This is a genomic window from Escherichia sp. E4385 (genome assembly GCF_963883145.1).
In the GTDB taxonomy this organism is placed as follows: domain Bacteria; phylum Pseudomonadota; class Gammaproteobacteria; order Enterobacterales; family Enterobacteriaceae; genus Escherichia.
Genome location: NZ_CAWOOJ010000016.1, coordinates 18,430 through 31,642, shown reverse-complemented (window position 1 = coordinate 31,642; position 13,213 = coordinate 18,430). Strand labels below are relative to the sequence as shown.

Genomic DNA, 13,213 nt, shown 5'->3' with positions numbered 1-13,213 from the left:
CTACACGTGGGGCGAGCTCTTATTTAACAAAATAGCGATAGTGCCCCACAATCCGCCAGCTAAACAGCACATCTTCTTCCTGCGCGCCTGCGCCAATGTTATGTATCACCAGCGGCGTACCGTCGCGGGCGAAGCCATCTGAAACCACCCCAATATGTGCCAGCCCGTTGTCCAGTCGCCAGGAGACAATATCGCCCGCTTGATAGTCACCAGCGTTTTTGCTGGTGGGGCGTGTTTTATCGTGGCGGGTAAACCAGGTTTCCAGATTAGGCACCCGACGGTGATCGATGTTGCTGTCCGGGCGCTTTAACTTCCACTTTTGCGGATAATCGGCAAAATTCTTCGCCATATCTTCGTGAACCAGTTTCTGCAAATCGACCTTCTGGCTGCGCAAGGCGCGGATCACCACATCGGAACATACGCCGCGTTCTTGCGGGACATCACCGCCAGGATAGGTAAGCTGCACATACGCCGGATCGTAAAATAGTGTGCTGCCAATTTGCTGTCTGGCACCGTCCGCGATGGCAAGATTGATGTTGGCCTGGATTTGTACCACGGCTGGTGGAACGGCGGGAGATTTTAAGGGGGGGCTGGTAAATGCCGTTAGCAGGCTGACCAGCGCCAGTGAAGCTTTCATCTGTTTCATCCGTGAAAATAAGAGTCACAGATTCGACCTTCCGGGCTAACGATTGTTCTGTGGAGAAAATGTCCAGAAGCGGATAAAAAAACTCCCAATCAACGTGGGAGTTTCAGATTACTGGCACAGAGTGCCGGATGCAGCGTGAACGCCTTATTTGGCCTACAAAAACACGCAAATTCAATATATTGCAGAGATTAGGTAGGCCACATAAGCGTAGCGCATCAGGCTATTTTGTGTTCAAACTCCCGGATAAGCCGGGAGTTTGACATAGGTTATTCCCACTCTTGCAGGAAACGCTGACCGTACTGGTCGGCTACCAGCAGTGCGGCGTAAACCTGATCTGGCGTCGCGCCGCCAGGCATGTTGTGAATGGTTTCACCTTCTGCACATGCTGCTTCTGCCACAATTCGCATTTTCGCCGGGACATCTTCTTTAATATCCAGTTGAGCGAGAGTTATTGGCAAACCTACCGCATGGCTAAGTGCGGCTACGGTTTCGATTTCCTCAACCGGCGCGTTTTCCAGAACCAGCTGCGTCAGCGTACCGAATGCCACTTTTTCACCGTGATAATAGTGATGCGCATCTGGGATAGCGGTCAGGCCGTTATGCACCGCGTGAGCCGCCGCCAAACCACCGCTTTCAAAACCAACGCCGCTCAAATAGGTGTTCGCTTCAATCACGCGCTCCAGCGCCGGAGTCACTACATGCTGTTCGGCGGCAAGCATCGCTTTTTCGCCTTCTTCCAGCAGGGTGTTGTAGCACAGTTCAGCCAGCGCCAGCGCCGCCTGAGTACACTTACCGCCCGCCATGGTGGTCGCGCCGCTACGAGAGCATGCACGCGCTTCAAACCAGGTCGCCAGCGCATCACCGATACCCGCTGCTAACAGACGCGCAGGTGCGCCCGCGACGATTTTAGTATCGACAATGACCATATTCGGGTTATTTGGCAGCAGCAGATAGCGGTCAAATTCACCATCATCGGTGTAAATAACAGACAACGCACTGCACGGCGCGTCGGTAGAAGCGATGGTCGGTGCGATTGCTACCGGAACACCCATGAAATGTGCCAGTGCTTTGGCGGTATCAAGGGTTTTACCGCCGCCAATACCGAGAATCGCGCCACACTGCGCAGTCTCCGCAATGCCGCGCAGACGATCGATCTCATTTTGCGAACATTCACCGCCAAAGGGGGCGATTTCAACAACCAGCCCGGCATCTTTAAAGCTTTGCTCGACGGTTGCCTGAGCAAAACCTAATACAAATTTATCGCCAACAACCAACCAACGTTCTGCCAGCGGCTTCAGGTATTCGCCCAGGCGATTAATGACATCAGCGCCCTGGATGTATTTACCCGGTGATTGAATAATGCGGTCCATAATTGCTCCTTTAGAGATGAGTAGTGCCAAATGCGGCATTCCAGTCGTGCTCGAACTTCTCTATAGCCGACTCTACCGCAGGGGTGTTGAGCATTTGTTGCGCTACATCTAAGGGCAGTGTGATGGATTCACATCCTGCCAACAAACAATCCAGCGCCTGACGTGGTGTTTTAAAGCTGGCAGCCAGCACCATGCTTTCTGGCGCGTGCATTTCCAGTAACGCTTGCAGCTCCTGGACGGTACGAATGCCGTCTCCGCCCTGAGCGTCCACGCGATTTACATAGGGAGCAACGTATTTTGCCCCTGCCAGCGCGGCCAGCAATCCTTGCGCGGCGCTGTACACTGCGGTGCCAAGTGTAGTAATACCTTCTTTTTTCAACAATTTAATTGCTGCCAGACCTTCTGAGGTTACCGGAATTTTCACCACAATGCCCGGAGTAACGTCGCGCAGGCGCTTCGCTTCCTCCACCATCCCCTGCGCGTCGCGGCTCATGGTCTGAGCAAACAGAATGCCCTCATCACCAATCGCTTTTTGCAGACGCGGCAGCACTTCCCAGATGGACTCCTTGCTGGCAGCGATAATGCTCGGGTTAGTTGTCACCCCGGCAATCGGGAATATGCGTGCCAGACGTTCGACTTCTGCGACGTTAGCGGTGTCCAGATACAGTTCCATGATGTTTCCTTTTACAGTTCCAGTTCATGTTGCAGCAGGCTGGCGATAGCGTCGGCAGAGGCGGCGTTAACCAGCGCGTTACGGAATTCTTCGTGCATGATGCGACGAGCGAGACGCGAGAAAATGCGCATATGCTGATCGCCCGCGGCGTGTTTGTTCAGGGTTAACATAATGATGAATTGCGCTTCATCATCGCCCCAACGCACCGGCGCTTGCAGACGCGCTACACTGATGGTGGATTGCTCAATGTGCTCTGATTTGCTGTGTGGAATGGCGAAACTAAAGCCCAGACCGGTAGAGAAAACGGCCTCGCGTGCCCACAAGTCGGCTTCCAGTTTACGCGGATAGCGGCAGCGGCCCGCCAGCAGCAGGTTATCGGTCATGCCTTTGAGCACTTCTTCTTTGCTGCGCCAGTCGCTTTCCAGCGTGATGCATTCGGCGGTGACCAGCGGTGCGTCCTGTTGCGTCATACGGAATTGCGCCAGCAGGTGTTCCACTTCCAGCGAAGTCCGGCAGGCCATTGCCTGGTTGAGCAACTGGCGGCATTCGCGGCTATCAAGCTGTGCCATTCGCGCTTTCGCTGCCGGAATCGACGGTGCGCTCATGCTGAGTTCATCCAGACCTAAACCAATCAGCAACGGCAGCACGGAACCTTTCGCCCCCAGTTCTCCGCACAGACCAATCCATTTCCCCTGGCGATGCACCGCCTGCACGGCGTAATCGAGCGCCCGCAAGAATGCCGGATTCAGGCTGTTGTAGTGACGAGTAACCTTAGCGTTATCGCGATCCACCGCCAGCAGATACTGCGTCAGGTCATTACTGCCGATACTAAAGAAATCAATCTCTTCGCAGCATTGATCGATGATGAACATCACCGATGGCACTTCCAGCATAATGCCGAGCTGGATCTTCTCATCAAACGGAATGTGTTCGTTACGTAGCTGCTGTTTGGCTTCTGCCAGTTTTTCTTTCACCCATAAGATCTCTTCCATTGAAGAGATCATCGGGATCATGATTTTCAGGCTGCCGTGAGCAGAGGCGCGCAGGATCGAGCGTAGTTGTGTGGTGAACAGCGAGGCGTATTCTTCATAAATACGCACCGCGCGATAACCGAGGAACGGGTTAGCTTCTGCCGGAATGTTCAGATAATCAACGGGTTTGTCACCGCCAATATCCATAGTGCGCACAATAATGCTGCGCCCGTTGGCGGACTCCAGCGCCTGACAAAAAATGTTGTACAGCTCGCTTTCGCCCGGTGCACTGGTGCGATCCATATAGAGCATTTCAGTGCGGAACAAACCAACGCCTTCCGCGCCATTGCCAAATGCGGCCTGCGCTTCCACGGAGTGGGCGATGTTCGCCGCGACTTCGATACGGATACCGTCAGCGGTACGCGCTTGCTGGGTCAGCCAGACACGCTGTTGCTCACGCAGAGCGTCCTGTACGCGGGCTTCTTGCTGATAATAACGGGCTACGGCTTCCCCTGGCTCAACCACAATTGCCCCGGCGTTGCCGTCGATATAAATCGTTTGTTGCTGCCACGGGGTAAGGGCATCGATATCCACACCAACCAGCGTCGGAATGTTGAACGAACGAGCAAGGATCACCGTGTGTGACGTGGTACCGCCGCTTTTCAGTAACAAACCTTTGAGGTGATTTTTATCCAGTTCGAGGAACTGGCTGGGGGTCAGTTCATCCGCCATACAAATAGCGGGATGTGTCAGTTTACCTGGCGCCGGAAAGCGTTGTTCACCGTAGATTTGCTGGAGTAACTGGAAGCACACGTCGCGCACATCCAGCGCACGCTCTTGCAGGTAGCTACTGCTGGAACGGGCGAACTCTTCGCAAAAGTGATTCGCACTGGCGACAATTGCTTCGGCGCAGCTTAATCCCTCGCTGACGCCTGCCAGTAAATGTTCGCGCAGGGATGTGTCGCCAGCCAGCGAGCGGTGCGCTTCCAGAATCGCGCTGGTAGCACCGTCGCTATCCAGCAGACGAAACTCAATGTTTTTCATCACCAGCGTCAGGCCGTTTTCCAGCGCGGATTGCTCAGCGTCCACACCTTTGGCGGCGGGAAGATTACCCAGTGCGTTGAGATCTAACGATGAAATTGGCGTCAGCGTGCCGCCTGCGCTACCGCTACATACGGTGCGGGCGCGAATAATGCGCGGATTCAAATTAGTGAGTGAAACCGGCAGCGGCTCCAGCTCGTCAGATTTAACTTCTGCCAGCGGCGCATCGCAGTGGGGGAATTCATCACGTAACCACTGGCTCAAGCGCTGGTGTGCTGCTTGTTCGTCAGCCCCGGAAATCAATAACTGGCAGTTATCGCCCACCAGTGTATCGGTGCCAATCAGCGCCAGGGCGCTTTTGGCGTTGCCTTTACGGTCAGTACGCAGGTTATGCCACTCAATTTGAGATGAAAAAGTATTACACAGCGTTTCAACGTGGCTTGCCGGACGCGCATGTACGCCGTTAGGCAGCTCACAAATAAATTCCACAATCAGGGCCATTGCCTCTCTCCCGGTACGGTTTTCTGTTTACAGGATAAGAGCGCATGGCAACGACCTGCCATGTGACAAATCTGCCAAAAGCTGGACAAATGTAATGTAACCGCCAATTTGCGACGCGTCTCACAAGACGCGCCATTCCGGCATGATTCCGAGTTAACGCAAGTTATGAGGCGGATCGCATTTTTGTACTGACATTACAAAAGTCCAGTAAATGGCCTTTTTATCCACTGTTTGACCTGCTTGCGATTGCCTATTGTTTCTCCCATCAAAAAATATGGACATAGGCTTGGGTAAGCCTGGGAGCGACTTATGAATGAGTTGGTACAGATCCTGAAAAACACTCGTCAGCACTTAATGACGGGCGTTTCACACATGATTCCCTTCGTGGTATCGGGCGGTATTTTGCTGGCGGTTTCCGTCATGTTGTATGGCAAAGGCGCAGTGCCGGATGCCGTAGCCGATCCGAATCTGAAAAAACTGTTTGATATCGGCGTTGCAGGTTTGACGCTGATGGTGCCTTTCCTCGCCGCTTACATCGGTTATTCCATTGCAGAACGTTCTGCGCTGGCCCCGTGTGCTATCGGTGCCTGGGTTGGTAACAGCTTTGGTGCGGGCTTCTTTGGTGCGCTGATCGCCGGGATCATCGGCGGCATTGTGGTGCATTACCTGAAGAAAATCCCGGTGCATAAAGTTCTGCGCTCGGTGATGCCTATCTTCATTATTCCGATCGTCGGTACCTTAATTACCGCTGGCGTCATGATGTGGGGGCTGGGCGAGCCGGTAGGCGCGTTGACTAACAGCCTGACTCAGTGGCTTCAGGGTATGCAGCAAGGCAGCGTGGTGATGCTGGCGGTGATTATGGGGCTGATGCTGGCGTTCGATATGGGCGGCCCGGTTAACAAAGTGGCCTATGCGTTCATGCTGATTTGCGTTGCTCAGGGTGTTTATACCGTGGTGGCAATTGCTGCCGTGGGGATCTGTGTTCCGCCGCTGGGCATGGGGCTGGCAACGCTGATTGGTCGTAAAAATTTCTCCGCGGAAGAGCGCGAAACCGGTAAAGCGGCGCTGGTAATGGGCTGTGTTGGCGTCACCGAAGGGGCGATTCCTTTCGCTGCCGCCGATCCGTTGCGTGTCATTCCTTCCATTATGGTAGGGACTGTCTGTGGCACGGTGACCGCAGCAATGGTAGGTGCGCAGTGCTATGCAGGCTGGGGTGGTCTGATTGTGCTGCCGGTGGTTGAAGGCAAGTTGGGTTACATCGCGGCAGTGGCTGTTGGGGCTGTAGCAACGGCTATCTGCGTTAACGTGCTGAAAAGTCTGGCGCGTAAAAATGGGTCTTCGACTGATGAGAAGGAAGACGACCTGGATCTGGATTTTGAAATTAATTAATTGAGGAACGAGCCATGACGAAAATTATTGCAGTAACCGCATGTCCTTCAGGTGTTGCCCATACCTATATGGCGGCAGAGGCGCTGGAAAGTGCCGCGAAAGCGAAAGGCTGGGAAGTAAAAGTAGAAACCCAGGGGTCGATTGGTCTGGAAAACGAACTGACTGCGGAAGACGTAGCGAGCGCCGATATGGTGATTCTGACCAAAGATATCGGCATCAAGTTTGAAGAGCGTTTTGCTGGCAAGACCATCGTGCGCGTCAACATCAGCGATGCGGTAAAACGTGCTGACGCCATTATGAACAAAATCGAAGCCCATCTGGCACAGACTGCTTGAGTTTTTAGCCCGCCTGAAACGGCGGGCTTGTTTTTCCCTACAGGAGTTCCTCATGACGAATCGTATCTCTCGCCTTAAAACTGCATTGTTTTCCAATACCCGTGAAATCTCGCTGGAGCGTGCGCTGCTTTACACTGCCAGTCATCGGCAAACTGAAGGCGAGCCGGTGATATTGCGTCGGGCGAGAGCAACAGCGTATATCCTTGAACATGTTGACATTTCTATTCGTGATGAAGAACTGATTGCCGGTAACCGCACCGTAAAACCGCGCGCCGGGATTATGTCGCCGGAAATGGACCCTTACTGGCTGCTGAAAGAGCTGGATCAGTTCCCGACGCGACCGCAAGACCGCTTCGCCATTAGCGAAGAAGATAAACGTATCTACCGCGAAGAGTTGTTCCCGTACTGGGAAAAACGTTCGATGAAAGATTTCATCAACGGGCAGATGACGGATGAAGTAAAAGCCGCGACCAGCACGCAGATTTTTAGCATCAACCAGACGGATAAAGGCCAGGGACACATTATTATTGATTACCCGCGCCTGCTGAATCACGGGCTGGGTGAGCTGGTGGCGCAGATGCAGCAACATTGTCAACAACAGCCTGAGAATCACTTTTATCAGGCAGCGCTGTTACTGCTGGAAGCCTCGCAGAAACACATTTTGCGTTACGCCGAACTGGCGGAAACGATGGCGGCAAACTGCACAGATGTCCAGCGTCGCGAAGAACTGCTGACTATTGCGGAGATCTCCCGCCATAATGCCGAACATAAGCCGCAGACGTTCTGGCAGGCGTGCCAGTTGTTCTGGTACATGAACATCATCCTGCAATACGAATCCAACGCTAGTTCGCTGTCGCTGGGGCGCTTCGACCAGTATATGTTGCCGTTCTATCAGGCATCATTAACTCAGGGGGAAGATCCGGCGTTCCTGAAAGAACTGCTCGAATCTTTATGGGTGAAATGCAACGACATCGTACTGTTACGTTCTACCAGCAGCGCGCGTTATTTCGCAGGTTTCCCGACAGGTTATACCGCACTACTCGGCGGTTTAACCGAGAATGGCCGCAGTGCGGTGAACGTACTTTCGTTCCTTTGTCTTGATGCCTATCAGAGCGTGCAGTTGCCGCAACCGAACCTGGGCGTGCGCACTAACGCCTTGATCGACACGCCGTTCCTGATGAAAACCGCAGAAACCATTCGCCTCGGCACGGGTATTCCACAAATCTTCAACGATGAAGTGGTGGTGCCTGCGTTCCTCAACCGTGGCGTTTCGCTGGAAGATGCGCGCGATTATTCAGTGGTGGGCTGCGTGGAATTATCTATTCCTGGCAGAACCTACGGTCTGCACGACATTGCGATGTTTAACCTGCTGAAAGTGATGGAAATCTGCCTGCATGAGAATGAAGGCAATGCCGCGCTGAGCTATGACGGTTTGCTGGAACAGATCCGCGCCAAGATCAGCCACTACATCACCCTGATGGTTGAAGGCAGCAATATTTGTGATATCGGCCATCGCGACTGGGCACCTGTACCGCTGCTCTCGTCTTTTATCAGCGATTGTCTGGAAAAAGGTCGCGATATTACCGATGGCGGCGCGCGTTATAACTTCTCCGGTGTACAGGGGATCGGTATCGCCAACCTGAGTGATTCTCTCCATGCGTTGAAAGGGATGGTTTTTGATCAACAGCGTTTAAGTTTTGACGAATTGTTGTCGGTATTAAAAGCGAACTTCGCAACGCCAGAAGGCGAAAAAGTCCGCGCTCGCTTAATTAATCGCTTCGAGAAATACGGTAACGATATCGACGAGGTGGATAACATTAGCGCCGAACTGTTACGCCATTACTGCAAAGAAGTGGAAAAATACCAGAACCCGCGTGGTGGTTACTTCGCGCCGGGATCGTATACCGTTTCTGCTCATGTCCCGTTGGGATCGGTGGTTGGAGCGACGCCAGACGGTCGTTTTGCCGGAGAACAACTGGCAGACGGCGGCTTGTCACCCATGCTGGGCCAGGATGGGCAAGGACCAACGGCGGTACTGAAGTCCGTCAGCAAGCTCGATAACACGCTGCTTTCTAACGGGACGTTGCTGAACGTGAAATTCACTCCGGCGACCCTGGAAGGTGAAGCGGGATTACGCAAACTGGCCGACTTCTTACGGGCATTTACCCAGCTGAAGTTGCAGCATGTTCAGTTTAACGTGGTGAACGCCGACACGTTACGTGAAGCCCAATTACGCCCGCAGGACTATGCGGGGCTGGTGGTACGCGTTGCCGGATACAGCGCCTTCTTTGTCGAACTGTCGAAGGAGATCCAGGATGACATCATCCGCCGGACAGCGCATCAGCTGTAACGTTGTGGAAACGCGCCTCGATGATGTGGCGCGCATTTTCAACATTCAGCGTTATTCGCTGAATGACGGCGAGGGCATTCGCACGGTGGTCTTTTTTAAAGGCTGTCCGCATCTTTGCCCGTGGTGTGCTAATCCGGAGTCGATCTCCGGCAAAATCCAGACGGTGCGCAGAGAGGCGAAATGTCTGCACTGCGCGAAATGTTTGCGCGATGCGGATGAATGCCCCTCCGGGGCGTTTGAACGGATTGGTCGCGATATCAGCCTTGACGCTCTGGAACGGGAAGTGATGAAAGATGACATTTTCTTTCGCACGTCCGGTGGCGGCGTCACGCTTTCTGGTGGCGAAGTGTTGATGCAGGCGGAATTTGCTACCCGTTTTTTGCAACGACTGCGGCTGTGGGGCGTGTCATGCGCCATCGAAACTGCCGGAGACGCGCCAGCCAGCAAGTTGTTACCGCTGGCGAAATTGTGCGATGAAGTGTTGTTCGATTTAAAAATTATGGACCCGACTCAGGCGCGGGATGTGGTGAAGATGAACCTGCCACGCGTACTGGAGAACCTGCGTTTGCTGGTGAGTGAGGGTGTCAACGTGATCCCGCGTTTGCCGCTGATCCCCGGTTTCACACTCAGCCGGGAGAATATGCAGCAGGCGCTGGACGTGCTGATCCCGCTGAATATCAGGCAAATTCATCTGTTACCGTTTCATCAGTACGGCGAGCCGAAATACCGCCTGCTGGGGAAAACATGGTCGATGAAAGAGGTTTCTGCGCCGTCGTCAGTCGATGTGGCAACAATGCGCGAAATGGCAGAACGGGCTGGATTTCAGGTTACCGTGGGAGGTTAAAATGGCATACCTGGTGGCAGTAACCGCCTGCGTGAGCGGCGTGGCGCATACTTATATGGCGGCGGAACGGCTGGAAAAGTTGTGTCAGATAGAGAAGTGGGGCGTCAGCATTGAAACCCAGGGCGCGCTGGGAACGGAGAATCGTTTAGCGGACGAGGATATCCGCCGGGCGGATGTCGCGCTGTTGATTACGGATATTGAGCTTTCCGGTGCCGAGCGATTTGAACATTGTCGCTACGTGCAATGCAGTATCTACGCGTTCCTGCGTGAGCCGCAGCGGGTGATGAGCGCGGTGCGCAAAGTGCTTTCTGCGCCGCAGCAAACCCATCTTATTCTGGAGTAGTTGGTTTTTCTGTCAGTTGGCTGTGGTACTGCCGACGATATTCCGACGGCGAGCGTTCGGTATTTTTACGAAACAGACGGCAGAAGTAGTTGCTGTCGACAAAGCCGCAGGCGTGCGCCACTTCTTTTACCTTCAGGTCATACCCTTTCAATAACGTTTTAGCGTGCTCCAGTCGCGTGTGATTCAGGTATTCGTTAAAACCAATGGCCCCCGTTTTTTGAAACAGATGCGAGAGGTAATTGGGCGAAATATAGAATGCCTGTGCGACAGATTCGCGGGTAAGCGCGGAGGCATAGCGTTCGTCGATATAATCACGAATAGCTTCGAATAGAGCCTGGCTGCGTGAGGCGGTCTGGATTTGGCTGCCAAGCAAATCGCGGCAGTGGCTAAGCAGGCTGGCGACGATAAGCCTTGCCGTTTGCTGCTCCTGTGGCTGCATTTGCATTTCATTGAGCGTTTGTAGCAGAAAAGAACCAATGCGCGGGCCGCGTCGGGCGACGTGCTGCTTCGCCAGATTTTGATACTGTTTGCCATCCCATTGCACGACGCTGAAGCCGAGTTGCTGTTTGCCAAACAGCACGCTAAAGGTGGTCGCGGGTGTTTTCCATTGTGGGAAATTCCAGCCACCAGCGGGAACGTACAGCACATCGCCGGGAACTAACGTTGCTCCAGCGCCGGTATCAACAAACTCACCTTCCAGCACTATTTCCAGCCGTGGAAAATCGACCTGATACGCAAGATCGGGCACCGGACCGTTGCTACTGGCAAAGTAAATCTGGCGCAGCGACAGCGGGCCGTTGATCAGGCGGGAGAGCAGATAACTGACGTCGTGATACATGTTATTCCCTTAGGTATGTAGACGGGAAAACAGTAACTGGCATTATGAAAAAAGGCCACCTGAAAAGAGTGGCCTGATGGGAGTTCGATGTAAACATTGCGGCAGTTTCAGTCGCCTTGTATTGCCGGATGCGGCGTAAACGCTTTATCCGGCAAATAGCATCTGGCTGATAATTACTGATTACCCACCTGATCGCCATACGGCAGAGTGTCGTAATCGATCAGCGCATTTTTCTTATACGGGTTACCAATCCAGCGGGTAGTTTCTTTGAACTGCGGATTCACCACCGAACGGGTTGGATCGTAACCGTCGTAAGATAAACCTGCCAAATCCGACCAGGTGTGGATCAGTTCCGCCAGGCTGTATTTACGATCAACATCCTGCGAGAAATCACGCGGATGAGTCGCCTGCCATTTTTCCGACGTCCACAGCAGGAACGGAATGGTGTACATATGGCGCGTCGGGTTATCTTCGTTACGCCCCTGAGTTTTGTGTGGCGGCGTGTCGTAAACCTCTTCACCGTGGTCAGAGAAGTAAACCAGGAAACCGTTCGGGTCTGCTGCTTTAAAGTCTTTAATCAGGCTGGCAACCACATGGTCGTTGTACAGGTTAGCGTTGTCATAATCATTATATGACTCCAGCTCTTCTGCGCTTAATCCCGGTGGAACATGATCGGTATTACCATCAAACTTGCCCTGATTTTCCGGGTAACGGTATTTGTATTTGATATGCGTACCCAGCAGATGAACGATGATCAGTTTCTTCGGCGCAGGGTCCTTCAGCACTTCCTGGAACGGCTTCAGCACGTTGGTGTCGTATTCACGCGCACTCTGCGTACGTTGTTGGTTCATGTAGTACTGCTTGTCGGTCTGGCGCGAAAATACCGTCAGCATGGTGTTGCGGGCAGTCATCGTCTGCTGGTTGGTTATCCAGAAGGTTTTATAACCTGCCTGTTTCATCATGTTCATCAGTGACGGCTGTGTCAGATACAGGTCCGGGTTCTTTTCGTTGGCAAAGGTCAGCGCCTGTTGCAGGATTTCAATGGTGTACGGACGAGACGTAACCACGTTATTGAACACGGTCAGGTTCGGATCGGTTTTATGCAGCGCATCCAGTTCCGGCGTGGTTTCACGCGGATAGCCGTACAGGCTCATGCGTCCACGCTGGGTCGATTCGCCAATCACCAGCACTAAGGTGCGCGGTTCGTTACCCGATTCGTCTTTGAAATTAGCCAGTGGCGGTAACGCGTTATTTTCATTCAGTAGCTTCGTCAGTGAGTTAAGTTGTTGACGATACTGATAATAACCGGTCAGAAATTGCCACGGTGCGGCAGGTTCCATGCGTGATGCCAGATTATCCAACGTTTTCTCAAACGGCTTGTGTTTGATAAACGTGTTCATGGCGATAGGGTGCAGAATCAAGCCATAAAGCAGGGCAAAAGAGACGATATAACGCCACGGCTTTGGAATATAGACCGGGCGCAGGCGCGTCCACAGCAAAACTGCCACCGCCGTATAGGCCAGCGCGATAAGCACAATCTTCAGACTGAAATACTGGCTTAAATACTCGCTGGCTTCGTTGGTGTTGGTTTCAAACATCACAAACAGAACGCTCTGCGAGAACTCCTGACCGTAGATGACGTAGTAGCACAACGCTGCCAGAGACGCCGCCCACAGCATTACGCCGATTACTGCTGCGATAATCTTAATCCGCTTCGGAAAGAGGAATACCGGGATCAACCACAGCGAACTGAACAGCAGCGAGTCGCGAATGCCGTTGGTGCCGCTGTAGCCGCTGATGTAAATAATGGCCTGTAACAGGGTAGAGAAAAACCAAAAGTAGAGCAGTGCCCAACCCAGGGCTTTCCAGCTAAAAATGGGTTTAGTCTGGACTTCAGTGGAATGCATAGTAA

Annotated in this window: 11 protein-coding genes; 5 read left to right on the top strand and 6 right to left on the bottom strand. The window is 53.2% G+C overall.

Annotation, left to right across the window (positions count from 1 at the left end; translation table 11 throughout):
* Positions 1-19: 19 nt before the first annotated feature.
* The 4 genes from AACS80_RS16780 to ptsP all read right to left on the bottom strand — a co-directional run bounded on the left by AACS80_RS16780 (position 20) and on the right by ptsP (position 5,202).
* A complete protein-coding gene (locus AACS80_RS16780) occupies positions 20-637 on the bottom strand; it encodes a DUF1287 domain-containing protein (protein WP_135410674.1) in 618 nt (205 codons plus the stop codon).
* Positions 638-912: 275 nt separating this feature from the next.
* Entirely contained in the window at positions 913-2,016 is a 1,104-nt protein-coding gene (gene gldA / locus AACS80_RS16775; protein ID WP_130206574.1) for a bifunctional L-1,2-propanediol dehydrogenase/glycerol dehydrogenase, read from the bottom strand.
* 10 nt (positions 2,017-2,026) lie between these two features.
* Positions 2,027-2,689, bottom strand: coding sequence for a fructose-6-phosphate aldolase (fsa, locus tag AACS80_RS16770; protein ID WP_135410675.1), 663 nt, complete (start codon positions 2,687-2,689; stop codon positions 2,027-2,029).
* Between the two features lie 11 nt (positions 2,690-2,700).
* Entirely contained in the window at positions 2,701-5,202 is a 2,502-nt protein-coding gene (gene ptsP, locus AACS80_RS16765) for a phosphoenolpyruvate--protein phosphotransferase (RefSeq protein WP_135408564.1), read from the bottom strand.
* 309 nt (positions 5,203-5,511) lie between these two features.
* On the opposite strand from ptsP, the gene AACS80_RS16760 reads away from it, so the two are divergent.
* Genes AACS80_RS16760 through AACS80_RS16740 form a run of 5 tightly spaced genes read left to right on the top strand, consistent with a single transcriptional unit; the run spans position 5,512 to position 10,463 of the window.
* Positions 5,512-6,591 (top strand): PTS fructose transporter subunit EIIC, encoded by a 1,080-nt coding sequence (locus AACS80_RS16760; RefSeq protein WP_130215303.1) that lies wholly within the window; start codon positions 5,512-5,514, stop codon positions 6,589-6,591.
* A gap of 14 nt (positions 6,592-6,605) precedes the next feature.
* The gene (locus tag AACS80_RS16755) at positions 6,606-6,926 is read left to right on the top strand and encodes a PTS fructose-like transporter subunit IIB (protein ID WP_130206566.1); all 321 of its coding nucleotides are present in this window, start codon (positions 6,606-6,608) and stop codon (positions 6,924-6,926) included.
* 52 nt (positions 6,927-6,978) lie between these two features.
* Positions 6,979-9,276: a formate C-acetyltransferase gene (locus tag AACS80_RS16750; protein ID WP_135410676.1), complete on the top strand. Its 2,298-nt coding sequence runs from the start codon at positions 6,979-6,981 to the stop codon at positions 9,274-9,276.
* Positions 9,242-10,120 (top strand): [formate-C-acetyltransferase]-activating enzyme, encoded by an 879-nt coding sequence (locus AACS80_RS16745; protein ID WP_135410677.1) that lies wholly within the window; start codon positions 9,242-9,244, stop codon positions 10,118-10,120. The genes AACS80_RS16750 and AACS80_RS16745 overlap by 35 nt, the downstream gene beginning before the upstream one ends.
* A 1-nt stretch (position 10,121) precedes the next feature.
* Positions 10,122-10,463, top strand: a complete 342-nt coding sequence (locus tag AACS80_RS16740; protein WP_130206560.1) for a PTS fructose-like transporter subunit IIB — start codon at positions 10,122-10,124, stop codon at positions 10,461-10,463.
* Here AACS80_RS16740 and AACS80_RS16735 read toward each other — a convergent pair.
* Positions 10,450-11,301 (bottom strand): AraC family transcriptional regulator, encoded by an 852-nt coding sequence (locus tag AACS80_RS16735; protein WP_130258326.1) that lies wholly within the window; start codon positions 11,299-11,301, stop codon positions 10,450-10,452. The genes AACS80_RS16740 and AACS80_RS16735 overlap by 14 nt on opposite strands.
* A gap of 173 nt (positions 11,302-11,474) precedes the next feature.
* A complete protein-coding gene (locus AACS80_RS16730) occupies positions 11,475-13,208 on the bottom strand; it encodes a phosphoethanolamine transferase CptA (protein ID WP_130222330.1) in 1,734 nt (577 codons plus the stop codon).
* Between the last annotated feature and the right edge of the window lie 5 nt (positions 13,209-13,213).